Annotated in this window: 21 protein-coding genes; 18 read left to right on the plus strand and 3 right to left on the minus strand. The window is 61.8% G+C overall.

Annotated elements, in window-relative coordinates:
* The first annotated feature begins 100 nt into the window (after positions 1-100).
* From CN933_RS24315 to ngg, 7 genes are all read left to right on the plus strand, one after another.
* Positions 101-1663 (plus strand): ABC transporter substrate-binding protein, encoded by a 1563-nt coding sequence (locus CN933_RS24315; protein ID WP_102762663.1) that lies wholly within the window; start codon positions 101-103, stop codon positions 1661-1663.
* A gap of 77 nt (positions 1664-1740) precedes the next feature.
* Positions 1741-2688 (plus strand): ABC transporter permease, encoded by a 948-nt coding sequence (locus tag CN933_RS24320; RefSeq protein WP_102762664.1) that lies wholly within the window; start codon positions 1741-1743, stop codon positions 2686-2688.
* Entirely contained in the window at positions 2685-4487 is a 1803-nt protein-coding gene (locus CN933_RS24325) for a dipeptide/oligopeptide/nickel ABC transporter permease/ATP-binding protein (RefSeq protein WP_102762665.1), read from the plus strand. The genes CN933_RS24320 and CN933_RS24325 overlap by 4 nt, the downstream gene beginning before the upstream one ends.
* Entirely contained in the window at positions 4484-5281 is a 798-nt protein-coding gene (locus CN933_RS24330; protein ID WP_018098510.1) for an ATP-binding cassette domain-containing protein, read from the plus strand. Before CN933_RS24325 ends, CN933_RS24330 begins: the two co-directional genes overlap by 4 nt.
* A 6-nt stretch (positions 5282-5287) precedes the next feature.
* Positions 5288-6070, plus strand: a complete 783-nt coding sequence (locus tag CN933_RS24335) for a FadR/GntR family transcriptional regulator (protein WP_102762666.1) — start codon at positions 5288-5290, stop codon at positions 6068-6070.
* Between the two features lie 123 nt (positions 6071-6193).
* Positions 6194-7969 carry an N-acetylglutaminylglutamine amidotransferase gene (locus CN933_RS24340; RefSeq protein WP_102762667.1) on the plus strand — a complete coding sequence of 592 codons (1776 nt, stop codon included), beginning with the start codon at positions 6194-6196 and terminating at the stop codon, positions 7967-7969.
* Position 7970: 1 nt separating this feature from the next.
* On the plus strand, positions 7971-9758 hold the full coding sequence (gene ngg, locus CN933_RS24345; protein ID WP_102762668.1) for an N-acetylglutaminylglutamine synthetase: 1788 nt from the start codon (positions 7971-7973) through the stop codon (positions 9756-9758).
* 7 nt (positions 9759-9765) lie between these two features.
* Here ngg and CN933_RS24350 read toward each other — a convergent pair whose 3' ends face one another.
* Entirely contained in the window at positions 9766-10836 is a 1071-nt protein-coding gene (locus tag CN933_RS24350) for a LacI family DNA-binding transcriptional regulator (RefSeq protein ID WP_102762669.1), read from the minus strand.
* Between the two features lie 272 nt (positions 10837-11108).
* On the opposite strand from CN933_RS24350, the gene CN933_RS24355 reads away from it, so the two are divergent.
* From CN933_RS24355 to CN933_RS24385, 7 genes are all read left to right on the plus strand, one after another.
* The gene (locus CN933_RS24355; protein ID WP_018098515.1) at positions 11109-12101 is read left to right on the plus strand and encodes an autoinducer 2 ABC transporter substrate-binding protein; all 993 of its coding nucleotides are present in this window, start codon (positions 11109-11111) and stop codon (positions 12099-12101) included.
* A 108-nt stretch (positions 12102-12209) separates the two neighbouring features.
* A complete protein-coding gene (locus CN933_RS24360) occupies positions 12210-13739 on the plus strand; it encodes a sugar ABC transporter ATP-binding protein (RefSeq protein ID WP_102762670.1) in 1530 nt (509 codons plus the stop codon).
* A complete protein-coding gene (locus tag CN933_RS24365; protein ID WP_102762671.1) occupies positions 13732-14733 on the plus strand; it encodes an ABC transporter permease in 1002 nt (333 codons plus the stop codon). Before CN933_RS24360 ends, CN933_RS24365 begins: the two co-directional genes overlap by 8 nt.
* Entirely contained in the window at positions 14730-15728 is a 999-nt protein-coding gene (locus CN933_RS24370; protein ID WP_102762672.1) for an ABC transporter permease, read from the plus strand. The genes CN933_RS24365 and CN933_RS24370 overlap by 4 nt, the downstream gene beginning before the upstream one ends.
* Positions 15729-15730: 2 nt before the next feature.
* Positions 15731-16579 carry a sugar phosphate isomerase/epimerase family protein gene (locus tag CN933_RS24375; protein ID WP_026168976.1) on the plus strand — a complete coding sequence of 283 codons (849 nt, stop codon included), beginning with the start codon at positions 15731-15733 and terminating at the stop codon, positions 16577-16579.
* A 46-nt stretch (positions 16580-16625) separates the two neighbouring features.
* Positions 16626-18098: an FGGY-family carbohydrate kinase gene (locus CN933_RS24380; RefSeq protein WP_102762797.1), complete on the plus strand. Its 1473-nt coding sequence runs from the start codon at positions 16626-16628 to the stop codon at positions 18096-18098.
* Positions 18091-18783, plus strand: a complete 693-nt coding sequence (locus CN933_RS24385) for a class II aldolase/adducin family protein (RefSeq protein WP_029957415.1) — start codon at positions 18091-18093, stop codon at positions 18781-18783. The genes CN933_RS24380 and CN933_RS24385 overlap by 8 nt, the downstream gene beginning before the upstream one ends.
* Positions 18784-19010: 227 nt before the next feature.
* On the opposite strand, the gene CN933_RS24390 is transcribed toward CN933_RS24385, so the two are convergent.
* Both CN933_RS24390 and CN933_RS24395 read right to left on the minus strand, forming a co-directional pair.
* Entirely contained in the window at positions 19011-19748 is a 738-nt protein-coding gene (locus CN933_RS24390) for a DUF899 family protein (RefSeq protein WP_102762673.1), read from the minus strand.
* Positions 19749-19949: 201 nt separating this feature from the next.
* A complete protein-coding gene (locus CN933_RS24395) occupies positions 19950-20528 on the minus strand; it encodes a cysteine hydrolase family protein (protein ID WP_102762674.1) in 579 nt (192 codons plus the stop codon).
* A 197-nt stretch (positions 20529-20725) separates the two neighbouring features.
* On the opposite strand from CN933_RS24395, the gene CN933_RS24400 reads away from it, so the two are divergent.
* The 4 genes from CN933_RS24400 (at position 20726) to CN933_RS24415 (ending at position 25900) form a co-directional block, all read left to right on the plus strand.
* Positions 20726-21844 carry a nucleotidyltransferase family protein gene (locus tag CN933_RS24400; RefSeq protein ID WP_102762675.1) on the plus strand — a complete coding sequence of 373 codons (1119 nt, stop codon included), beginning with the start codon at positions 20726-20728 and terminating at the stop codon, positions 21842-21844.
* A 300-nt stretch (positions 21845-22144) separates the two neighbouring features.
* Entirely contained in the window at positions 22145-23368 is a 1224-nt protein-coding gene (locus tag CN933_RS24405) for an extracellular solute-binding protein (protein WP_102762676.1), read from the plus strand.
* A 52-nt stretch (positions 23369-23420) separates the two neighbouring features.
* Entirely contained in the window at positions 23421-24509 is a 1089-nt protein-coding gene (locus tag CN933_RS24410; protein ID WP_102762677.1) for a carbohydrate ABC transporter permease, read from the plus strand.
* A complete protein-coding gene (locus CN933_RS24415; protein ID WP_245425148.1) occupies positions 24509-25900 on the plus strand; it encodes a carbohydrate ABC transporter permease in 1392 nt (463 codons plus the stop codon). The genes CN933_RS24410 and CN933_RS24415 overlap by 1 nt, the downstream gene beginning before the upstream one ends.
* Positions 25901-26100: the final 200 nt, after the last annotated feature.

Consider the following 26100-nt stretch of genomic DNA (forward strand, 5'->3'; position numbering starts at 1 on the left):
GTGGAGGCCAAATTCAATCATGATAAATTATTGCAACGCGAAGATTTATCGTTATAAATACATCATCGCGAACTGAAGCCAAATCGAAAGGATCTTCCCCATGAAGAGGCTGTTTCGGAGCGCCATCGCCTTGGCCGCTCTTGCTTTTGCAGGGGCCGCCGCGCCGGCCGCAGCGCAGACTCCGCCCGACGTTCTCGTCGTCGGCCAGATTGCCGAGCCGCAGTCTCTGGACCCGCATACGGTGACCGCAACCAACGACTTCCGCATCCTGGTCAACGTCTATGACGGCCTCGTCCGTTTCAAGGACGGTACATTGGAGGTTGAGCCGGCGCTTGCGGAAAGCTGGAAAATCTCGGATGACGGCAAGACTTATACGTTCAAGCTAAGACAGGGCGTGAAGTTCCACGACGGTTCCGATTTTGACGCCGAGGCGGTGAAGTTCAACTTCGACCGCATGCTGAAGAAGGACCATCCATTCTACGACACCGGGCCATTCCCGCTTTCCTTCAACTTCGCCTCCGTCGATGCGGTCAATGTGCTGGATGAGCATACGGTCGAGTTCAGGCTCAGCGAAGCCTTTGCGCCGTTCCTTTCCAATCTCGCCTATCCCACGGGTCTGATCGTTTCCCCCGCCGCCGTGGAAAAACATGGCAAGGAATATGGCCGCAGCCCGTCGGGGACCGGCCCGTTCAAATTCGTAGAGTGGCTGTCGAACCAGCGCGTCGTCGTACAGCGTAATCCGGACTACTGGGATGGCGCCGCGAAGCTTCAGGCCGTGGTCTTCCGCCCCATCACCGACGCCAACACCCGTGTCGCCGAGATGATGGCCGGCGGTATCGACGTGATGGTGGAGGTGCCGCCGGACAATCTCGCTACCTTTGAGCAGGATGCCAATTTCGCCGTGGCCGAGCAGGCGGGGCCGCATGTCTGGTTCGCCATCCTGAACACAAAGGAGGGGCCTTTTGCGGATAAGCGCGTGCGCCAGGCGGCCAATTATGCGGTGAACAAGCAAACGCTGGTCGACGACGTGCTGCAGGGAACGGCGACGGTCGCGGCCGGGCCGATACCGCCGGCGTTCAACTGGGTGGAAAGCTCGGTGGAGCCCTATGCCCATGATCCCGAAAAGGCCAAGGCATTGCTGGCGGAAGCCGGGGTCGAAAATCCGCAGGTGACGTTCTACGTTACCGAAGGCGGCTCGGGCATGCTCGATCCGATCACCATGGGTGCAGCGATCCAGGCGGATCTCCAGGCTGTGGGCTTCAAGGTCAAGATCGAGACCTACGAGTGGAACACCTTCCTTGGCCGGGTAAATCCTGGGCTCGAGGGCAAGGCGGATATGGCCGAGATGGCCTGGATGACAAACGATCCGGATACTGTCCCCTATCTGACGTTGCGCACCGATGCCATGCCCGACAAGGGAGGCTTCAACTCCGGTTACTATTCCAATCCGCAGCTGGACGAGCTTCTTGAAAAGGCGCGCAGGTCCACCGACCAGGCCGAACGCGGCAAGCTCTATGGCGAGGTACAGTCGATCGTGCATGACGACGCGCCGTGGCTTTTTGTCGCCAACTGGAAGCAGAACGCGGTGACGACCGCCGCGGTCAAGGGGTTCAAGCTGCAGCCCTCATTCCTCCTCGATCTCCATGACGTGACGAAAGAGTAGATCGCGCACCCGGAACGGCCACCGGCATGTTCGTTCTGCCGGTGGCGACCAACACGGACCTCCCGGGAGGGTTATCCATGCAGGCCTATGTCCTGAAGCGGCTTGTTGCCGTGGTGCCCGTCCTGTTCGGGCTTTCCATCATCGTCTTTCTCGTCATGGCTCTGATCCCTGGCGACACGGCGACGGCCATTCTCGGCTCCTATGCGACGCCGGAAAACGTCGAGCGCATCAATCGTGACCTCGGGCTCGACAAACCCCTGGTGCAGCAATACGCGATCTGGATCGGCAACGTGCTGCAGGGCGACTTCGGCCGGTCCTTCGCGCTGAACCGCCCCGTGCTCGACGAGGTGCTGGAACGGTTTCAGGCGACGCTGGTGCTGGCCGGCGTATCGCTGGTCCTGTGCTCGGTGATCGGGCTTTTCGCGGGTGTGGTTTCAGCCGTACGCCAGTTCGGCTGGGCCGACCGCATCATCACCTTCTTCGTACTGGCCGGCATCTCCACGCCGTCCTTCTGGCTCGGGCTCTTGCTCATCTACCTCTTCGCCGTTCATTGGCGCATCCTGCCGGCCTCCGGCATGTACGCCGTCTACGGCGGGGGTGACCTCAAGGATCTTCTGCTCCATCTGATCTTGCCGGCAGCCACGCTCGCCGTCGTTGCCGCAGGCGTCATAGCGAGGCTGACGCGTGGAGCGATGCTGGAGGTCCTGAGGCAGGACTATGTGCGCACGGCCCGCGCTAAGGGGCTGCCCGAGCGGCGCGTAATCTACGCCCATGCCTTCCGCGCGGCGCTGGTCAGCGTCGTTCCCGCGATCGGCATCCAGGCGGGCTTCGTGCTCGGCGGGGCCGTCTATGTCGAGACGGTGTTCCAGTGGCCCGGCATCGGCGCGATGCTCGTGAAGGCGATTTCGACGCGCGATATCCTGCTGGTGCAGGGCGGCGTGCTGGTCGTTGCGGCGAGCTACGTGCTGTTCAACCTTCTCGCCGACGTCGTCCAGTCCATGCTCGATCCGAGGATTCGTACATGAGCGCGCTGGTAGCATCGCCGGCTCCGCCGAGCGGGCCGGCACGGATCACCTCCTGGCACCTGTTGCTCAACAACCGGCTCGCAGCGGCGGGGCTCGTGCTGCTCGGACTGATCCTGTTGCTGATCGTTCTGGTCCCGGTCCTCCCGCTTCCGGACCCGGATGCGACGGCACCCGCCGACCGGTTGAAGCCTGTGCTGACCGCCGGGCATCTTCTCGGCACGGATCAGCTCGGCCGGGACATTCTGAGCCGCCTGCTTTGGGGCACGCGGGTCTCGATCGCGGTCGGTTTCGCCGCGACCCTCATTGCCGCCGGGATCGGATCGGCCATCGGTATCGTCGCCGGTTACGCCGGCGGGCGCACCGACAATGCGATGATGCGCGGCATCGACATGCTGATGGCTTTTCCCTACATCCTGCTGGCGCTCGCGATCGTCGCCGCCCTCGGGCCCGGACTGATGAACGCGCTTTATGCAATCGCTCTCGCAAATATCCCGTTCTTCGCCCGGAATGTGCGCGGCGTGACGCTCGGCTACGCCCATCGCGAATTCGTCGACGCGGCGCGTCTCTCCGGCAAGGGACATCTGTCGATCATTCTCACCGAAGTTCTGCCCAACGTTATGCCCGTCATCGTCATCACCATGTCGACGACGGCAGGCTGGATGATCCTCGAGACGGCCGGGCTCAGCTTCCTCGGCCTCGGCGCGCAGCCGCCCCAGGCCGATCTCGGCTCCATGCTGGGAGAGGGCCGAGCGCAGCTCTTCACGGCTCCGCATGTCTCGATCGTGCCGGGCGTGATGATTTTCCTGATCGTCATCAGCCTGAACGTTTTGGGTGATGGGATCCGCGACGTGTTGGACCCGCGGCTTCGCTCCGGCGCTCTTGCGCGGCCGGGGCCGGTGACCGAAGTTGCCCCCGACCGCGCCGCGCCGGCAAACACGGCGGAAGGTGCTTCCCTCGCGATCCAGAAGCTGGAAACGGGTTTTCGGCGGGGAAAGGAGATAGTCCCCGCAGTTCGAGACGTCTCGCTGCATGTGAAGCCCGGCGAATGCCTCGGGCTCATCGGCGAGAGCGGCTCGGGCAAGAGCGTCACCGCCTTGTCCGTCATGGGGCTCGTCGCCTCGCCGCCGGGTGTGATCCGCAACGGTGCGGTCTATCTCGGAGGCGACGATGTGCTTTCCATGCCTGAAACCAGGCTGATCGCGAACCGCGGCAGCCGGGTCGCCTACGTGTTCCAGGACCCGCTCACGACGCTGCATCCGATGTATCCTGTCGGGCGGCAGGTGGAGGAGGCTATCGCAGCGCATCAGCCGGTCAGGGCGGCCGAGCGGCGGGAAAAAGCCGTCGCGCTCCTGGAAAAAGTGGGAATCCCGGACGCTCGCGAGCGGTCCGTGCATTATCCTCACCAGCTTTCCGGCGGTCAGCGTCAGCGAGTCGGCATCGCCATGGCGCTTGCCAACGATCCGGAGATCATCATTGCGGACGAGCCGACGACCGCGCTGGACGTAACCGTTCAAGCCCGCATCCTGGAGCTCCTGCGCGACCTTCAGCGCGAGCGGGGCATGGCACTGCTGTTCATCACCCACGACTTCGGCATCGTTTCGGAATTCTGCGACCGCGTGGCCGTGATGAAGGATGGCGAAATCGTCGAAACCGGTAAAACCCGGGAGGTACTCGACAATCCGCAGCATGCCTACACGAAGCGGCTGATCGCCTGCGTGCCCGAGCTCGGAACGGGCGAGCGTTTCCTGGATCGTGTCGGCGAACTTTTTGCCGGCAGCAAGGCGGAGGTGGCGCAATGACGGGTGCTGCCATTCAGGTTCGGGACCTTTCGAAGACCTTCGGCGGAGGCCGCAGCCTTTTCGGCAAGGCGAAGCATGAGACAAGGGCGGTGAAGGCGGTGTCGCTGGATGTCGCGCGGGGCGAGACGCTCGCCGTCGTCGGCGAAAGCGGATCCGGCAAGAGCACGCTTGCGCGCATGCTCGTCGGCCTCGAGGAGCCGACATCCGGCAGCATGCTGATCGCAGGCAGGGATGCGGCGGCGCTGCGGCGATCCGGCCCGAGGGCCTTCGGCAAGACGATCCAATATGTCTTCCAGGATCCGGTCGCTTCGCTGAACCCGCGCAAGACGATTCACGATATCCTGGAGACGCCGCTGAAGCTTTTGTGCGGTTACGAAGCCCCCCGCCGTCGCGCCCGGATGCAGGAACTGCTTCACGCGGTGCAGATGCCGGAGGATACGCTCTTGCGCTACCCGCACGAGTTTTCCGGCGGACAGGCACAGCGGATCGCGATCGCCCGGGCGCTGGCGACGGAGGCCGAGATCATCGTGCTCGACGAGCCGGTGAGCGCGCTCGACGTGTCCATCCAGGCGCAGGTCCTGCTTCTGCTGCGCGATCTGAAGCAGCGCTTCGGTCTCTCCTATCTGTTCATCAGCCACGATCTGGCGGTGGTCGAGGCGATCTCCGATCGGGTGGCGGTGATGTATTTCGGCGAGGTGGTCGAGACCGCGCCGGCCGCCCGCCTTTTTACCGACCCTGAGCACGCCTATACACGACAGCTTGTCGCCAGCGCGCCCCGCATCAGGAAAGAGTGACGGTTCATGCCAGTGGTCATCGAAAAGAAAAAGGAAACCGGTGGAGACGGCCAGCGTCTCTTCGTCCCGGCCGAGCGCACGAAGCGCAGACCTGAGGCGATCGCCGATCGGATCAAGGATTACATCCGCCTGGAAGGATTGGGGCCGGGCGACCGGCTTCCGCAGGAGCGCGACCTGATCGACACCTTCAAGGCGGCCAAGGGGACCGTACGCGAGGCGATGAAAGCGCTGGAGACGCAGGGTCTCGTCTTCACGCGCAGCGGTCCGGGAGGCGGCGCATTCGTCGCCAAGCCGTCGGCGCGGCACGCCATGGAGCTTCTGTCGACACATTTCTTTTTCGATCAGCCGAGCATTTCCGACATATACGCCATGCGCAAGATGCTGGAGCCGGAGGTGGCGGCGCTCGTTGCCGGCAGGGTGACGCGGGAGGAACTCATCGCCCTCGAAAATACGATCCGCATTTACGATCATCCCCCCGCCGATCTGGACGAGCAGTATCGTCAGCGCGTCGCCGAGCTCGATTTTCATTCGATGCTGGCGCAACTCTGCCCAAATCCGCTTCTCGGCTTCGTCTGCGGCCTCATGCACAATCTGCTGCGCGAACTCCCGGCTGCACGGGCGATCTATGCCGACCCGACGTCGCTTTCGCGAGAAACGGGCTTGTCCTTCCAGTACCGGCTCATGGCCGCCCTTAAGGACGGGCGGTCGGAGGATGCGCGCGCGATCGCCGCCGAGCATATGGCTTTCGCCGAAAGCTACATGCTCGAACGTGCAGCCGCGACCAAGTGACGCCCATGGCGGAACTGTCGGCTCGGTGGGGCATTGGGTTTTCATAGCGACGTCAGGGCCGCGGATCGATCCGCGGCCCTGACGTCGCGTCTAGTACCAACAATGGAGGTTTCGACCCGGTTCATGTGTGGAATTTGTGGAGAAGTCAGGTTTGATGGCGGTTCGCCGTCGGTTACGGCAGTCTCGATCATGGCGGACGTCCTTGCCCCTCGCGGGCCGGATGCGTCGGGCGTGGTGGTGCGCGGGAATGTCGGGCTGGGACATCGGCGATTGCGTATCCTCGATCTCTCCGACAAGTCGCAGCAGCCCATGGTCGATCCTGACCTCGGCCTTTCGCTCGTCTTCAACGGCTGCATCTACAATTTCCGCGAACTGAGGGCGGCGCTTGAAGAGAAGGGTTACAGATTCTTCTCGTCCGGCGATACCGAGGTCATCCTGAAGGCGTGGCATGCATGGGGCGAGGAATGCGTCTCGCGCTTCCATGGCATGTTCGCCTTCGTCATTCACGAGCGTGACAGCGGACGTGTCGTCATGGCGCGCGACCGTTTCGGCATCAAGCCGCTCTATATCGCCGAAGTCCAAGGCGCCTTGCGCTTCGCTTCCGCCTTGCCCGCGCTCGTCAAGGCGGGTGGCGTCGACACCTCGATCGACGTGGCTGCGCTCCACAATTACATGACCTTCCACGCGGTCGTGCCGCCGCCGCGCACGATCCTGAATGGCGTGCGCAAGCTGCCGCCTGCGACCCTTCGCGTCTATCAGCGCGACGGGAGCTTCAAGGACCGGCGCTACTGGGATCCGCCCTATCGCCGTCAGGCAGGAGACGCAGCCATTAGGCGCGAGGAATGGCAGGAGCAGCTGTTGGACGCGCTGCGCATTGCCGTGAAGCGACGCATGATCGCCGACGTGCCGGTCGGCGTGCTTCTTTCCGGCGGCGTCGATTCCAGCCTGATCGTCGGGCTGCTCGCGGAAGCGGGCCAGCGCGGCCTCATGAGCTTTTCCGTCGGCTTCGAGGAGGCGAACGGCGAAAAGGGTGACGAATTCGTCTATTCGGACCTGATCGCCGGCCACTTCGGTACGGATCATCGCAAGATATTCGTCCCGTCCGTCGATCTGATGGGGGCCTTGCCCGGGACCATCGCCGCAATGTCCGAGCCGATGGTCTCCTATGACAATGTCGGCTTCTATCTGCTCTCGAAGGAAGTTTCGAAGCACGTCAAGGTCGTACAGTCTGGGCAGGGTGCGGACGAGGTCTTCGGCGGTTACCACTGGTACCCGCCGCTGATGAACTCCAACGACGTCGTTGCGGATTACGGCAAGGCCTTCCGCGACCGTTCCCACGCGGTCCTGGCCACCCAGTTGTCGGATTCCTGGATTGCCGACCACGACGTGAGCGGCGACTTGCTGAACGAGCATCTCCTGCGCGAGGGCGCCGATACGCCCGTCGATCAGGCGCTCCGCCTCGACAGCAACGTCATGCTCGTCGACGATCCCGTGAAGCGCGTCGACAACATGACCATGGCCTGGGGCCTGGAAGCGCGCGTGCCTTTCCTCGACCACGAGCTGGTGGAACTTGCCGCCCGCATGCCGCCGGAGGAAAAGCTGCGCGACGGCGGCAAGGGCATTCTGAAGGACGTGGCACGCCGGATCATTCCGAGCGAGGTCATCGACCGCAAGAAGGGCTATTTCCCTGTGCCGCAGCTCAAATATATCGCCGGTCCGTATCTCGACCTGATCCGCGACACCTTGCGCTCTCAGAAGGTGCGTGAGCGGGGCATCTTCAAAGAAGCTTATCTCGACCGCCTGTTCGAAGCGCCGTCGGATCACATTACGCCGCTACGCGGCTCCGAGCTGTGGCAGGTCGGACTGCTTGAAATGTGGCTTGAAGCGCAGGGGGTGTAGCATGAAGAAGACGCGCGAGATCGCATTGCCGCGTCAACGCAGCAAGGGCACCAAGGCAGTCACGCACCGTTTGAACCGGCTGCGGACGCACACCCAGCCGGGGCGCGATGCCGAGGGGTCGAGGGCCTCCGGAGGGGCGAAGCGGGACGTCGTGCTCGACTGCGGTTGGGGCAGGCTCCTGTTCGCGCAGACGTTTTCCGACGACGAGAAGCTTTTGTCCGAGTTGCGCGAGGAGGCTCCCTCGAGCCGGGATATCGCCTTTTACGTACGGGACCCGCACGTGCTTCTGTCACGGGCGCCTCAGGAAATTTTCCTCGACCCGTCGCACACTTACCGGCTCGACCTGTGGACCTACCGTGCAAACACCCGCCGCACGCGAGGCATCACGATCCGCAGGCTCGCGTCGGAAGCTGACGGAGACGGCATCAACCGGGTCTATGCCGCCTGCGGCATGGTCCAGATCCGATCCGATTTCTTCTCTTCCGAGCGGGACGACCGATCGCTGACCTATTTCGTGGCGCAGGACGACGCCACGGGCGAAATCGTCGGCACGGTGACCGGGATCGACCACCAGAGACTGTTCGACGATCCGGACCGCGGCGCTTCGCTGTGGTGTCTCGCGGTGCATCCGCAGGCGCGCCAGCCGGGCATCGGCGAACATCTGGTCCGCAAGCTTGCCGAGCATTTCCAGGCACGTGGCCTTTCCTCTGTCGACCTGTCGGTCATGCACGACAATACGCTGGCGATCGGGCTTTATGAGAAGCTGAATTTCCGCCGCATGCCGCTTTTCGCCATCAAGCGGAAGAACGCCATCAACGAGAAGTTTTTCGCGATTCCGCATCAATCCTACGATGCGCTCAATCCCTATGCGCGGCTCATCGTCGACGAGGCGACGCGGCGCGGGATCCATGTCGAGATCACCGACGCGGAAGGCGGGTTTTTCCGCCTCTCCCATGGCGGCCGCTCGGTTCATTGCCGCGAGAGCCTTTCGGAACTGACTTCCGGCGTCGCGATGTCGATCTGTGACGACAAGGCGATTACGCGGCGCATGGTCTCCACGGCGGGCCTTGTCGTGCCGGACCAGATGGAAGTGGGGGAGGACCGCGAGGCAGTTCGCGCCTTTCTCGAAAAACACGGCAAGCTGGTGGTCAAGCCGGCGCGCGGCGAGCAGGGCCGGGGCATCTCGGTCGGTATCACGACGATGGAAGCGCTGGAGGAGGCAATCGCATCGGCCCGTCAGGTCTGCGACCGGGTACTGCTGGAAGCCTTTTTCGAGGGAGAAGACCTCCGTCTCGTGATCATCGACTATACGCTCGTTGCCGCCGCGGTTCGCCTGCCGCCGCGCGTCATCGGCGATGGCCGCAGCAAGATCGCTTCCCTCATCGGGAAACAGTCGCGCCGCCGCGAGGCCGCTACGGGTGGCGAAAGCCGGATTCCGCTCGACGCGGAGACGGATCGCTGCCTTGCGGAGCAGGGTCTCGATCTCGAAACGATACTGGACGAGGGGCGGGAGATTACGGTTCGCAAGGCCGCTAACCTCCATGCTGGCGGGTCGATCCATGACGTGACGGAGATCGTGCATCCCGATCTTGTCGAGGCCGCTTGCAGCGCGGCGCGGGCAATCAACATCCCGGTGGTCGGCATCGACCTGATGGTTCGCGATCCGGCGGAACCGGACTACGTGTTCATCGAGGCCAACGAGCGCCCCGGCCTGGCAAATCACGAGCCGCAGCCGACGGCGGCGAGCTTCATCGAGCTGCTTTTCCCCGGCAGCCGCACGGCGGTGTAGCAGCCCGTCACTCCTGCGGTATCTCGCTGTCCATCAGCGCGTCGAGCGGCCCTGTCAAGGCCGTTCTCGGCGGCACGAGCTGCGGCTGGATCATGTGTATTTGCAAGGGCGCTCTCGGTTCTTCGATCACTTCGAAGGCCTTGGCGATCATTCCCTCGATATTCTGCCGGATCATGATGACGGGGAAGGGGAGAAAGGAGGCGAACGGGTCGTAGTCGTAGCATCCGACGACCAGATCCGTGAAATTCTCGAGCGGATGCTCGGCCATGAAACGCAGCAATCCCTCGAAATTTATCGATGAGTTGACGAAGAAGCCGCGTGGCAGTTTTCCATGCTGTTCGTAGAAAGCTTCGAAGGCCTTTCGCGCGTTGTCGGCGGCATAGCCGGTCGGCCATATGCATTCGTCCGGGTCGGCGCCCAGCAACTCCTCCTTCACGGCGCGGAAGCCGCGTATGCGCTCGCGTGTGGCGTGATCGTCGCGGCCCCCGAACAGGTAGAGATCGTCGGGCTCGAGCGGCCGCTCGGCGGGGAAGTGGCGGATGATCGCCTCGGTCAGCAGGCGGCCGCCTTCGAAATTGTCGCTGATCACCGACGGCACTTTCGTACCGGGAAGATCGATATTGATATGCTTCAGGCCGGCCGCTTCGCAGACCTCGTGCACGCCATCGGGATCCGTCGCGCCGCAGATGAACAATTCGTCGATGGAATAGGAGATCAGCGTTTCAGCCGTCCTGCGCTCCTCCTCCGGGTCGCGGCTGGCACTGACGACGATCGGACATTGACCTTTGCTGCGCACATGCGCCTCGAAGGTCTGGGCGAGCGAAGAAAAGTAGCGGTTGTCGTGCACGGGCAGGAGCAGGCCGACTAGGCCGGAGCGGGAGCTGCGCAAGCCCCGTGCTTGCCTGTTGGCAGTGTACTGATGCGTTTCAGCCAGGTTCCGGATGAGCTCCGCGGTGCTTTCCTTGATCCGTCGTTTGCGCCACGTGCCGTTCAGCACCGCGCTGACCGTGGAGGGCGAGCTCCCGGACAGCACCGAAAGATCATAGATGGTCGCCTTCTTCCTGCCGCCGTTCGTCATCTGACCTCCTCCAAACTCCGGAAAACCGATGCGCGCGTTTTCTGGAATTGCTCTAGTGCCGATTTCGGCTTGACGTAAGATTAACTCTGCACGATAGTCATTGCACCATCGATTGTGCAAAAAAGAAATATCGATTGTGCAAATCGTAGGTGCCGTCTGAGGAGGCGGCCGTCGGCGGCGGGACATTCCCTCCCGTCCAAGAGAATCGAGCTGGAGGCCGGCGCATAACGCGCCCGGGAGCGTTCCCTTGGGGGAACATGTGGAGGAGAGACATGATCAGGAAAATTCTTGCCGCCGCCCTGGCGGCGTCGCTTTCGCTTGCGGGTGCCTATAGCGCCGCTGCGCAGGAAACGGGCAAGGTCGGTGTCGTCGTCAAGATCGGCGGCATACCGTGGTTCAACGCCATGGAGGCCGGTATCAAGGAACGCGGCGAAGAGCTCGGCGTCGACGCCTTCATGGTTGGGCCGACCAGTGCCGATCCGGCACTGCAGGTTCGCGCGATAGAAGATCTGATCGCCCAGAACGTCAAAGTCATCGGCGTCGTACCCAACGACGCCAAGGTGTTGGAGCCGGTCCTCACCAAGGCCCGGGAAAAGGGCATTATCGTCATCACGCATGAATCCCCCAGCCAGAAGGGCGCGGATTGGGACTTCGAACTCGCGTCCGCCACCGGCTTCGGTGAGGCGCATGCAAAGCTGCTTGCGGAGAAAATGGGCGGCAAGGGCGAATATGCCGTCTTCGTCGGATCGCTGACGGTGCCGCTGCACAATGCCTGGGCGGACGCGGCAATTGAATACATCAAGAAGAACCATCCCGAGATGACGCTCGTCGGCGATCGCTACGGCGTCGCAGAGGATGTGGACAAGAGCCGCTCGACGGCTCTCGACCTGATCTCCGCTCATCCGAATCTCAAAGGCTTCCTCGCTTTCGGAAGTCAGGGGCCGATCGGCGCCGGCCGCGCCATCGAGGAGCGCCGCAAGGTCGGCGAGATCTTCGTGCTCGGGCCCTTCTCGCCCGGCCAGGGACAGAAGCTCATCAAGTCCGATGCGATTTCCGGCGGCTTCATGTGGAATCCCAAGCAGGCCGGCGAAGTCTTCGTGACGCTCGCCGACAAGCTCATGAAGGGCGAGGAAATCAAGGACGGCGAGGAAATCGAAGGTCTCGGCGTGATCCATCCCGACTTCGAAAACCGCAACATCATCGTCGACCAGCTCGTACCGATCAACAAGGAGACGGTCGCCGACCTCGCCGCAATGGGCCTCTGAACGGATAGAAGCGGGGCGGGAGCCAAGCGCATCCCGCCCCGCCAACGGGTTCTCCCGGCTGCTGGGCCGGCTCCGGTCGGCCTGGCAGATCCTCTGGAAACACCATCGATGGGCCTCGATAGCATGCACCAGTCGGCAAGCGCGGCGAGCACGGACAAGCCGCTTCTGTCTCTTCGCAACATCAACATGACTTTCGGCGGCGTCAAGGCACTGAAGAATGTCAGCTTCGACGTGCGCCCGGGCGAGGTCCATTGCCTCGCCGGAGAGAACGGCTGTGGCAAGAGCACACTCATCAAGGTGATCACGGGCGTCTACCGCCCGGCCGAAGGGGCGGTCATCGAATATGAAGGCGAAACCTATTCGCATATGTCGCCGGTCACCGCACAGGATCGCGGCATTCAGGTCATCTGGCAGGACCTTGCGCTTTTCCCGGAAATGAGCGTCGCGGAAAACATCGCCTTCCACGAGGTGCTCGGCGGGCGGCCGCGGCTGGTGGATTACGGCCGCATGCGCAGGATCGCGGTCGATGCGCTGGCCCGGCTGGGCATCACGCTCGACGTGGACCTGCCGCTCAAGGAATATGCGATCGCCCAGCGTCAGATCGTGGCGATTGCCCGGGCGCTGGTCGGGGAGGCGAAACTGGTCTTCATGGACGAGCCGACGGCATCGCTGACGCAATCGGAAACGGACCATCTGCTCGAAATCGTCCGCAGCCTGTCCGCCTCCGGCGTCGCGGTCGTCTTCGTGAGCCACCGGCTTGCCGAGGTTTTGGAGATTTCGAGCCGGATCACGGTCTTGCGCGACGGCGCGCTGGTCGGGGTCTATCCCGCAGCCGGGATGACGCAGTCGAAAATCACCGAACTCATGACCGGCAAGACTTTCGATCAGCACGTTCGCGCGCGCCCGAAGGAGGACCAGCCGGCCGTTCTCGAGGTTCGCGGCCTCACCAGGCCGGGCGACTTCGAAGACATTTCGCTGACCGTTCGCCGCGGCGAAACGCTCGGCATAACCGGTCTGCTCGGGGCAGGGAGGACCGAGCTGGCGCTCACCCTCTTCGGCATGCTCAAGCCCGCATCCGGGACGATCAGTATCGATGGCCAGGAGGTCCGCTTCGGCTCGAACCGCGAGGCGATCAGGGCCGGCGTCGCCTATCTGTCGGAGGACCGTTTGTCACTCGGGCTCATCCAGCCGCAGGCGATCGCCGACAATCTGGTTATCGCCTCGCTGCACAAGATTCTCTCCGGGGGGCTTCTTTCCGAAGATCGCAAACGAAGTCTCGTCTCCCGCTGGATCGCCGATCTCGGCGTCAAGATCGGCCATCAGGCCGACGCGATATCGACGCTTTCCGGCGGCAACCAGCAGCGCGTGGCGATCGCCAAATGGCTCGCCACCGATCCCAAACTGCTGATCCTCGATTCGCCCACCGTCGGCGTCGACGTCGGGGCACGGGCCGGGATCTTCGACATCGTCGCCAAGCTCGCCGAGAGCGGGCTTGCGATTATCCTGATCTCGGACGAGGTGCCGGAAGTCTATTTCAACGCCGACCGTGTCCTGCACATGGCCCAGGGCCGCATCGTCGGAACCTATGATCCGCGCCAGTCGCGGCTGGAAGAGATCGAGGCGGCCGTCTATGCGTAGCTTGATCCGCACTCACGCGACGGAATTTTCGCTGCTGGCGGTGATCGTCGTCATCAGTGCCGTGCTCTCCTTCGCAACGGCGAATTTCTTCTCGCTCGGCAACGCCTTCGATCTCCTGAACATCAGCGCCGTCAACATCATCTTCGCCGTCGGCCTTCTGGTGGTGCTGATCGCCGGCGGCATCGACATCTCCTTCGCCGTGGCCGCTTCCGTCGTCCAATACGGCACGGCGATCGCGCTCGGCTGGATCGGTGGTGGCGGCTGGATCTCCGGGCTTCTCATCGCCGGTTCGCTGGGCGTGCTGCTCGGCTGCTTCAACGCCTTTCTGATCCACCGCTTCCGGATCATTTCGATCGTCGCCACGATCTCTACCTTCAACATCTATTTCGGATTGCTGATGTTCTTCACCCGCGGCGTGTCGATCTACGACCTGCCTGACTGGCTGACGGACCGCGTGATCCTCTTCGAGCGTGAAATGCCCGACGGTACCTGGATCGAGATCACGCTTCCGGTTCTCGTCATGGTCGTCTGCGTCGTTGCGACATGGACGCTGATCACGCGGACGACGACGGGCCGCCAGCTTTACGCCTTCGGCGACAATCCGGAAGGTGCCCGCCGCTTCGGCATCAATATCGGTGCCATGCAATTCATTGCCTTTGGCTGGCTTGGCCTCATGGCCGGCATAGGCGGTCTCATCCAGGCGCATTACGCTCAGGAAGTCGTGCCGAACGCGCTTTATGGCCGCGAACTCGACGTGCTCGCCGCGGTCGTGCTCGGCGGCGCGCGCCTCGGCGGCGGCAAGGGCACCGTGCTCGGCTGCGTGCTCGGCGTGCTTCTGATCTCGATCACTCAGAACGGACTGAACCTGATGGGCGTATCGCCCTTCGCCTTCAAGATGATTATCGGCGCGATCATTCTGATCGCCATCACGCTTTCCAACACGCGGATAGAGCGCCTGCTGCCTTTTGTAGGTCAGAAGGGAACGGGCCGATGACCACAGTTTTCGGAAGAATCAAGGCCGCCATAGGGCCGGAAATGGCCGGTCCGGGGCTCGCCTTCGTCGCGGTCGTCCTCGTCTTCGGAATCGCCTCGCCGCAATTCCTGAGCGCCGCGACCTTCGGCTCCGTCGCCTTCCAGCTGCCGGAACTCGGGCTGCTGACGCTTGCCATGCTGCTGCCGATCCTGACCGGCGGCCTCAATCTCGCAATTACCTTCACCGCCAATCTGGCCGGACTGACCCTTGCCTGGGTCCTCAAGGCGAACGGAGGGGCCGACGCGGGCTTCGGCATCTTCCTCGTCGGCTCCCTCCTTGCCGTGATGGTCGGTGCGGCAAGCGGAGTCATCATGGGCCTGGTGATCGCGTTCACACGCGCCCATCCGATCCTCGTCTCCCTGTCGATGATGATCTTCCTGCGCGGCCTTGGCGAGTTCCTGACGCGCGGGGGCGACATCTCCGGATTCCCGCCCTTTGTCGGCGTGATCGGCCACGGCTCCGTCGCCGGCATTCCCGTCCCGCTGATCGTTTTCGTCGTCTGCGTGCTCGCCTGGCATCTGCTTCTCGGTCGCACAAAGCTCGGCTTCAACACCTATATGATCGGCTCAAATCTCGAGGCGACGCGCTATTCAGGCATCAACACGCGCAAGGCGATCGTGCTTGTCTACACGCTTTCCGGGGTCATGTGCGCGATCGCCGGCATCATCATGTTGGCGCGCTTCAATTCGGTGCGCATCGGTCATGGCGAGTCCTATCTGCTGATCACGGTGCTCGCGTGCTTCCTCGGCGGCGTCAATCCGTTCGGGGGCTTCGGCCGGGTGATCCCCGTCTTTGTCGCGCTGGTGGTGCTGCAGCTTCTTTCGTCCGGGCTCAATCTCATCGGAGCCAACCAGCATCTCGCGACCGCCGTCTGGGGCATCCTTCTCGTCGGCGTGATGATTCTGCGTTGGGTCGTTTCGAAAATCAGGATTTCAATTATCAGAAGAGGATCATGACGATGCAGGGTTTTGGCGTACATACGAGCATGTGGACAATGAACTGGGACCGTCCCGGCGCCGAACGGGCGGTAGCCGCCGCGGTCAAATACAAGGTCGATTTCATCGAGATCCCGATGCTCAATCCGCCTGCCGTCGACACGGAGCACACCCGCGCCCTGCTCGAGAAGAACCGGCTGCGCGCGGTCTGCTCGCTCGGCCTGCCGGAGCCGGCGTGGGCCTCGGTGCGGCCCGAGGCGGCGATCGACCATCTGAAGATCGCAATCGACAAGACTGCCGATCTCGGCGGCGAGGCGCTGTCGGGCGTCATCTATGGCGGCATCGGCGAGCGCACCGGCGTGCCGCCGACCGTCCAGGAGTATGACAACATCGCCCGCGTGCTGCAGGCCGCGGCCAAGCACGCCAAGTCGCGCGGCATCGAGCTTGGCGTCGAGGCCGTCAATCGCTACGAGAACCACCTGATCAATACCGGCTGGCAGGCGGTCAAGATGATCGAGCGGGTCGGAGCCGACAACGTCTTCGTGCACCTCGATACCTATCACATGAACATCGAGGAAAAGGGCGTCGGCAAAGGCATCCTCGATGCCCGCGAGTACCTGAAATACATCCATCTTTCCGAAAGCGACCGCGGCACGCCGGGCTACGGCACCTGCGGCTGGGACGAGATTTTCTCGACGCTTGCGGCGATCGGCTTCAAGGGTGGTCTTGCCATGGAAAGCTTCATCAATATGCCGCCGGAAGTGGCTTATGGCCTTGCCGTCTGGCGTCCGGTCGCAAAGGACGAGGAGGAAGTGATGGGCAACGGTCTGCCGTTCCTGCGCAACAAGGCCACGCAATACGGCTTGATCTGAACGAGGTTGGCGCGAGCACGGTCGGGGAGAAGAGACGGTGGATGCGATGAACGATCGAGACAGCGGTGCGGCTCCGGTCGCCGTTCTCGACATCGGCAAGACCAACGTCAAGCTGAGCGCGGTCGGGGCCGACGGGACAGTGGCGGAGACCATCAGCGTCCCCAATCCCGTCCTCCCCGGGCCTCCCTGGCGCCACCACGACCTCACGAAGCTGGGCGAATGGGTTTTCGCGACGCTGGCGGCTCTGTCGCGGCGCCATGAACTTGCCGCCGTCGTCGCGGCCGGGCACGGCTCGGGCGGCGTTCTGACCGGTCCCGACCCCGGGGCCGGCGATGGTGCGGCGCTTCCTATGGTCGATTACGAGCAGCCGTTGCCGCCGGATATCCGCGACGGCTATATCCCGCTTGCCGGTACGTTTCTCGACCGCGGCAGCGCGACGATGCATGGCGCGACCCATCAGGCCCGCCAGCTCTATTGGATGGAGGAGTGCGAACCGGAGGCTTTCGGGAAAGCGCGCTGGTATCTCGGCCTGCCGCAATATTGGGCCTGGCGGCTTTCCGGCGTCGCCGCGTCTGAAGCGAGCTTTCTCGGGGCACAGTCGCATCTCTGGAACGTCGCCGAAAGGCGCTTCTCACCGATCGTCGAGGCCCGCGGCTGGGAGCGGCTGATGCCGCCCTTTGCGAAAGCCTGGCAGACGCTCGGGCCGATCCGGCCCGAACTCGTCCGCAGGTTCGGACTCCCGGCAGAAATGCGCGTGCTGACGGGCGGCCACGACAGCAGCCTCAATCATTATCGCTATCACGCCGCGGGACTTCGAGATTTCACGGTGATCTCGACGGGTACCTGGATCGTCGGCTTTTCACGAACGACACCGGTCGAGCGCCTCGACGAGCACCGGGGCATGACGCTTAACAGCGACGTTTTCGGAAACCACCTCGGCGGGATTCTGACAATGGGCGGGCGGGAATTCTCCCAAATCGCCGGTTCCAATCCGCCGACGGACGACGCCCCCATTGAGGTCCTCGGGCGTCTGGTTGCGCAGCGGACCATCGCGGTGCCCTCCTTCGGCGACGACGATGGTCTTTTCCCCGGCAGCGCCGGAAGCGGGCGCATCCTTGGACCTGTGGCCGAGACGGCAATGGAGCGCAAGGCCCTGGCGCTCCTCTATTGTGCACTGCTGACGGTGGAATGCATCGAGGCGCTTTCCACGGATCGCCTCATCGTGCTCGACGGCAGCTTCCTGCGCGATCCTCTTTATGCGGGTGTGGTTGCGGCATTGCTTCCCGAGCGCCAGGTGCGCTTCAATCTCGACGCCTATGGTGTTGCCGCCGGTGCGGCGCTGCTTGCCGGTCACGAGACGCGTAAGGGGCCGGCGCCGCTTGCCCTCAGCGAGCCCGTCGATCTTGCGCGGCTCAATCCCGAACTTTCCCGCTATGCCGCCGATTGGCGCGCGATCGCCCGCGCAATGCCGGGCAACAGAGATAAATTCCGGAACACGAAAGGAAATCTTCATGGCTGAGACGGACAAGCTGGCACTCCGGCGGGAAATGGTGGACATCTGCCGGCGGATGAATTCGAGCGGCATCAACCAGGGCACGGCCGGCAATCTTTCCGTCCGCACCGATGACGGCTTCCTCATCACGCCGTCCTCCATGCCCTATGACACGATGCAGCCGGACGACCTGGTGGAAATGGGCTTCGACGGCACCTATGTGGGCCACCGCCCGTCATCGGAGTGGCGCTTTCACCGCGACATTCTGCGCGCGCGCACCGATATCGACGTGGTCCTGCATTGCCACTCGATCTACGCGACGACGCTCGCCTGCCATCACAAGACCATTCCGAGCTTTCACTACATGACGGGGATTGCCGGAGGCACCACGATCCGCTGCGCCGAATATGCGACCTTCGGAACGCAGGCGCTCTCCGACAACGCGCTTATTGCCCTCAAGGACCGTTTGGCCTGCCTGCTCGGGCAGCACGGTCAGATATCGCTCGGCAAAACGCTGGAACAGGCATTGTGGCTTGCAATCGAGGTGGAGACGCTATCGCGGATTTATGTTCAGGCCCTGACGCTTGGGGAGCCGCCCGTACTGCCGGACGACGAAATGGAGCGGGTGATCGCCCAGATGCGGCGTATGAGCTATGGCCAGGCGCCGGACCCGGAGGGAGTGAACGACGTGGCGCGCCCGCGCGTGTCGTGAAGCCGGGCAGAGGGGGTGGCCACTCTTCGTGGGTGATCTCCCTCGCCCTTCCGCCGCGGATCGCCTTCGCCGCCCTATTGCGTCGCGGCACTCAACTGTGCGCTTCTTCAGAGAGTTCGCTGATTTCTCGCGCAGAAAGCATCATTCGGCAGGCGCGAGCCACGGCAATTGCGATCGATAGCCCTCTTGGCGAGGTCACGAGACTAGCACCTCGGCAAAGCGGGTTGTCAGCCTTGGTATTCGAACTGTTCGTCGGTATTCGGCCGCCCTCCGGGAGTGAGGTCCAAGAGGGTCCACATCGGCTCGACAGTGCCCAAATGCCGTGGATCCTGCCCCGGCTCGGCCGGCAAGAACAACAGTTCAGAGGCCCAGCTCAGCCTGATCAGCCCGTCCGCGCCTTTGTGAAACACGGTAAGGATCGGCAATTGCTGGCCCTCCGCGTCCTCGCCGTGGTAGTCGCGTTTGAAGCTATTGTTCGCGGCAGAAAGGAGCTTCAGCCTGCGCCAGCCCCGATGAGCCGCAAAGGCTGCAACCTGCTCGATAGGCGCCTTTGCAACAGCCGCGATGTTTACGCCCATACCCTCTACGTGCGGCACCGCTCCCTCCCAGTTGTCGAGTAGGGCAGTACAAGACGGGCACGGACCGTCTTCGATCGGCAGCTCTGCCATCGGCCCGCTGCTCGGTTTGGGCCGCTTATCGCTGCGATGGCGAGGGAACATATAATGGTAGAGGATCAAGACATCGGTGCCGGGCCGAAACAGCTCGGAGAGTCGCACCTTTGCCAATGTCCCCTTTCCGTCCATGTGGTCGAATTCATAGTCCTCGGGAACGACCCCGCCCGGAGGGAGTGCTCGGATCTCTGCGGCCACGGATTCCATTTCGCGCCTGAGTGCTGCTTCGCGCTGCAGTAGCTTGTCGCGAGCGGTGCGATAACTTGAACTTTCGTTCGGAAACGTTATGCCCATGGGACCACTCCATTGAAGCGATGGGCCGGAGTGTAACACAGCTCAAGGAGTCCGCTCAGCCGGCTGGTCGGTCGCCGAAAGGCCGTCGGCCGCAAGACTGCCGTCAGGACCGTTCAGCACCTCCGGCGCACAATCTGCTCAGCTCGTCCTTCTAAGGTCGCGTAGGGATCCAGGAACAGCTCCGCTCGTTTCGCGCAGGCTCTAAAATGACGATAACCACTCCTCGGTGTTCATAACCTTTACTTGAACTGAGAAGCGCTTGCTGAGAAGTTCCAGCGATGCATCGTGCGTTTGATCGGTCGCGCTACATACCGCATCCTTCAGCAGGATAATATTATAGCCGAGATCGATAGCCCCAAGCGTCGCGGCCAGCACGCAGATGTCCGTCTCGCCTCCTGTTACGACCAGTGTGCCGATATCCTGATGAAGCAAGGCGCTGTGCAGGCGACCATCCGTCCAGGGCGAATAGGTCCTTTTGTCAAAAATGCGCGCTGGCGGTACCAATCTTTTCAGGTCCGGAACCAGATCCACCAGAACCGGATCAAGTTGGGTAGTCGTCATCATCGGCCATTTCTCGTAGTACGCCTGCCACATGCCTGGCAGTTCCTCAGGGGCCGACGGCGGCACGAAACGCGTGAATATCGTGCGCTCCGGAAACCGGCCTGCAACTTCAACGACCCGGTCGAATACCTTCGGCATCCAGGTAACTTGCCAAGGAGTATCCTCGGCGAACATGCGCTGCATATCTATGCACAGATGCGCCCATTTTTCCGGCTTCATTTCCTACGCATCGTCCTTCTTCTGAGAGCGACATGACGGTAAGAACTCCAACAGAGGAGTGGAGTTCCAGCTCTCACGGACTGGCCAGAGTTTGGAGCGGACCGTTGTTACCATTAACGCAATTTTGGTAACAACTCCCGGGTGACATTGTAGCGAATTTCTGCTATTACCATCTATGCGAACATGGTAACAACGCAATGCAGAACATCTCGCACACCTACCAGACGCTCTACAGCGAGCTCTCGCAGCGATCTCTTGATGGCTCGTTCGCAGGCGAGTTCAATGTAGAAGGCCGGTTTATCACTGCTGAGGTGAAAGGGCGTCGATACTGGTACTTCGATCTACCGGATGGGGCGGGCGGCAAGAAGCGAACATACGTCGGCCCTGTCGAGGATCCTGAGATCACAAGACGGGTCGAAACTTTCAAAGATTTAAAGGCAGGCATCCGTGAGCGCCGAAAGTTGGTGTCAACTCTCGTGCGCGAAGCGTATCTACCCCGCCCGGAAAGGCAAACGGGGGACATTGTGCAGGCGTTGGCTGAGGCCGGTTTTTTCCGGTTGCGTGGCGTCCTGATCGGTGCCGTCGCCTACCAGTGTTATCCGGCAGTATTAGGCGTTCGCCTGCCGGGGACGGCAATGCTTACGGCCGATGCGGATTTCGCTCAGTTCTATTCGATTTCGGTGGCTGTGGACGATCAAGTGCCGCCCATGCTCGAGACGCTGAAGAAGGTCGATCCGACATTCAGGGAGATCCCTCACCAAGCCGACGGTCGCTTCACAACGCAGTACGCGTCTCGGAAGGGCTACAAGGTCGAATTCCTTACTCCAAATCGTGGTTCTGACGAATATGGCGGGCGACCGACACCCATGCCCGCACTCGGCGGGGCTGCGGCTCAGCCGCTCCGATTCCTCGACTATCTGATTTACCATCCGATCCGAGCCGTTCTGCTGCACGGTGCCGGCGTGCTGGTGAATGTCCCCGCTCCGCAGCGGTACGCCATTCATAAACTCATCGTCGCCAGCCGTCGCCTGACGGACGATGACGGCATGGCGAAGAGTCGCAAGGACCGAGCACAGGCTGCCACCATAATGGAAGCCATGATCGAAACGCGACAGACGGAGGACTTGGCCGACGCCTTCATGGAAGCGTACGACCGTGGTCCAGCCTGGAAAGAGGCAATTCGCAAGAGCATAGACCAGCTCGAGAATGATGTTCGTCATCGTATTCGATCAGGGCTTACCGAGGGTATCCACAAGTTGGAGGAGAATCCCAACAACTACGATCTCCGGGAGAGAACTACGGCTTCACCCAAGTGAGACGCTGGTTGAACAGAGATCTTTTCTCAACCAGGGAGCCTCCAAAGGTAGGCCTTCTGTGCTGAGAAGATCGCCCCGACGCAAGCGTGCGATAGTCAGTAAGAGGGGCGTAGCTCCTAGCCGAGCCGCTGGAGTGAAGAGGGTGAGGATATCTGAGTTCGATCAACAACGGCAGGCTGCTCTTGCGGTGGTGCGCTGCTCGACGTTTTCGCATGCGAAGCTATCTACCTCCTGAGCAGCGGGAAGCCGTCTCGTAGTTGCCGCTCTGGTCCCTGATCTCTGATCGGAGGGAGGATCGATATGCCGTTCCGTCCTGCGAAAGCACTTGCCGCGGCGACCATGCTCCTTGGCTTGCCGGCGTTTGCTGAGGACACTGTGCGGGTATCGGGTTGGGGCGGGTCCGAGGTCGCCATCGTCAACGGCTTATTAACCAACGTTCTTGCCGACGAGCTCGAAAAAGCCGGCATCACGGTAACGTACGAACCCGTTGATGGCGACTTTTCGCAATTCATTATCAACGGCCTTTCGGCGGGCACCGCTCCAGACCTCTTCTACGTCGATATCTTCTGGGCGCGCTCCATTTTCAGCGCCGGGCAAGCAGCACCGGTAACGGAGGACGTTTTCGGTTTTGCAGCCAATCTCCTCGAAGCCTTCACCTATGATGGGAAGCTTTACGCGATCCCGAAGGACTTCAACACGCTGGCGGTACATTTCAACAAGGACATCTTCGATGATGCGGGGGTTGCCTATCCAAGCAACGACGATACCTGGACGACGCTGCAGGAGAAACTCGTAGCGGTGCACAAGGCTCTTCCGGAGGTCGATGGCCTCTGCATCGTTCCGGAATATGCCCGCTTCGGCGCCTTTGCAGTGTCGACGGGCTGGCGCCCTTTCGACAGTCGGGGAAAAACTATGCTCGATGAGCGTTTTCAGCGGGCTTTTGATTTTTACACCGGCCTCGTGAAGTCTGGGGCCGCCGTTATGGCCGCCGACGCAGGTCAAAGCTGGAGCGGCGGTTGCTTGGCGTCCGAGCGGGCTGCCACAGCGATCGAGGGCGCCTGGATCATCAGCGCCCTGCGCGATAGTGCTCCAAACATGAGCCTCGGCACTGCCCGGATGCCGAAAGACCCTGAAAGCGGCAAACGAGGAAATATCGTCTTTACCGTCGGTTGGACCGTCAATGCGGCCTCGAAAGTCCGTAAGGCTGCTGCAAAGGTCGCCGAGCTCCTGACCACAGAGGAGGCCCAGCAATGGGTTTTGGAGCAAGGGCTTGCCCTCCCGAGCAGGACCGCTCTGGCTCGCAACCCCTGGTTACGGGGCGGCCAGTCCGAACAGATGACAAGCCGAGTGGTTTTTGAAGGCCTCTCGGACGATCACGTCACGCCATATTTCTTTGGAAACGTCGGAGGAAGTTGGATGCAGCCAATCAATGCTGCGCTCAATGCTGTCATCCTCGGGGAGGCGGATGCCGACACCGCTTTGGCATCGGCACAAAGCGTCTTCGATCGGATGCTCGCAAAGTAAGCCGAGTTCTCGGATGCGCAACGTGAAGCAGGGCACCTGCGGGAGGGGATGCATGTCGCGAGCAGGTTCGGAAGAGAGGAGCGGCTGGCTCTTCGTATTGCCCTTTACAATCTCGATGGCGCTGTTTTTCGTCTACGCGATCGTCCGGACAGCCTGCTACAGCTTTACCGATTTCGACTTGTTCAAGGGACCGGGCTTCGTCGGGCTGTCCAATTACACTGCACTTGTCTCCGATGAACTTTTCCTTATCGCCCTGCGCAACACGATCGGCTTCTCGCTCATCGTCACAACAGTCCAGAGCATGCTTGCGCTTGCCCTGGCGGTTCTCGTGAATCACGCCGTCCGGGCGAGGGGACTCATTCAAACGGTGTTTTACCTGCCGTCGATCATGTCCAGTACGGCCATGACGCTTATCTTCCTCTGGCTCTTTCAGAGAGATGGCTTCATGACCGCGACAGTCAGCGCCGTCCTTGCCTACCGCGGGCACATTCTGTTGTTCTTCATGGGCTTGGTTGCGTTGCAGGGCGCACTCGTTCTCAACGCGCGGCGCAGGTATGAAGGGATCTCGATCCTCGATCCCTTCTTTCTGCTCGCGGCCGCCTTTGGCGCATTGACGCTTGTCGTTACCTGTGCTTTCGCGGGATTGCTGCCTGTTTTCGATAACGATCTGCTTATCACCTGGTTAAATACCCAGCAGCATTTCCTTTTCATGCCGGTCACGCTGTGGTCCGTGGCGTTGATGAATGTCTTCACGACAGTCCCGACGCTGATGCTGCTGTTCCTGGCGGGGCTACAGTCAATCCCAAACGCTTTGTACGACGCATCCGAGATCGACGGGGCCAATGCTTTTCAGCGATTTCGCCACATAACCGTGCCGGCGCTCAGACCGGTGACCTTCGCCGTCGTTACGATGGGCGTCATCGGCACCCTGCAGATGTTCGACCAGGTCGCTATTCTGGGGGATGCAGCGCCCCTCGCAAGCCGCGTCACGCTTGCCTACTACATTTATGAGAACGCCTTTCCGGCTGGCGCCTCGTCCAGGATTGGCGTGGCGAGTGCCGCTGCGCTCGTCCTTGGCATTCTCACAATCGCAGTCGTCTACGTGCAAAAATCGGTCGGTGTGAAGGAAAGGGCCGACTGATGGCGAGGATGACCGCCGTGACTGCTTCGCCCCCGCGCCGCCGTCTGCCGGTTGTCGCACTTCGCCGGCGGCAGCTTGCGGCACGCGCCTGGTTGTATATGACCTTTCTTGCCGTCGCGACCATAATGGGGGGGATGTTCGTTCTTGCCTTCATGGCGAGCCTAAAGGTCGATCCACTCGAAAGACCATTCCGCATCTATTTCGATCAAATAAATCCGGCCGCATGGATTGCCGCGGCGCGTTTGGGACATGAGGGCGCGGGCGACGCTTTGTGGGGAGGGTTTTCTTATGGAGCCAAAGTCGAGTTCAGTGTCACCTACGCGGCGGTCGCCGACATCGTCGAACCGAAGGCCGAGATTCCTCGTCGGCGCCCGGGATCGGGCATCGCCGCTGCGCTCATGCGGGACTATGCGGCGGATTACGCGTCGATTGCCCTGAAAAGTTCCAGTTCGGCAAAGATGGAGGTTCATGACGAAAGCGGCATTCGGCGAGTGTGGCAGACTCGAACATTCGTCTATGAGATCGCCTACCGTACCGACCGCCGGAACGGGCCGCGGATCGAACGCACGCCGCTCAATCTGACCGCTCCGCCTTCTCAAACGCTTATCGACAGTCCGATTTCGCCATCGCGATCCGAGCGTCGTGGACGTCTGCTGAGTTGGGACAACATCACACCAGGCGCTCTCGGGTTGATCTTCAACAACTACCGGCGAGTTATAAACGAGACGGCTGACCTGCAGACAGGGAAGAGCCTGTTCGGAAGCTGGCTGGTCAATAGTCTTGCCATCGCTACCGGGCGCCTGGTCCTGACGCTCGTCGTCGCCAGCCTTGCCGGATATGCGCTTGCGCGGTTCAAGTTCAGGGGCAGCCGGCTACTGTTCGCAGCACTGATCTTCTCAATGACGATTCCGGCGCAAGTGACCTTCGTCTCGAACTATTTGATTTTCCGGGACCTGTCGCTTCTAAATACCCCCTGGAGCGTAATCGTTGTTTTCGTCGCCTCGGCCAATGTCCTGTTAATGAAGCAGTTTTTCGAGGGGTTCCCAAGAGAGATAGAGGAAGCTGCCATCGTCGATGGCGCTAACCGTTTTCAGGTCTTTTGGAAGATCGTTCTGCCAAACGCCAAGCCGGCTTTGTTGGTCAACGCGATTCTCGCCTTTCAAGGCGCTTGGAACGACTTCTTTTGGCCCCTTGTCCTTATCACCAGCCCACCTGAAGCGCTGACGGTCCAAGTCGGGCTCCTCAGCCTACGTCGTTCGTTTGGGGGTGTGCAGGGCGATTGGGGCCTCGTTCTGGCAGGTGCGTTCCTCTCGGTCGTGCCGGTCCTCATCCTTTTCGTGCTCTTCCAGCGGCACATTGTCCCCACTCAGTTTACTAAGGGCGTCACATAAACTCCCGGTTTGGTGGCTACCCGGAGAGATCGTCCAGGCCGGATAGTCTGACACAGCGCAGTCTCAGACGGCGGCAAGCATAGGCGGGCAGGAACCGCATTACGACTTAGATAGGCTCCGACAATCCGGCTTGTCAGCTCCAGCTTCCGCTCCGCATTGCTCGAACCCGATTCGCTCAATATCGTCTCCTTTGCTTGCTG

This window comes from Sinorhizobium sp. M4_45 (assembly GCF_002885915.1).
In the GTDB taxonomy this organism is placed as follows: Bacteria; Pseudomonadota; Alphaproteobacteria; order Rhizobiales; family Rhizobiaceae; genus Sinorhizobium; species Sinorhizobium meliloti_A.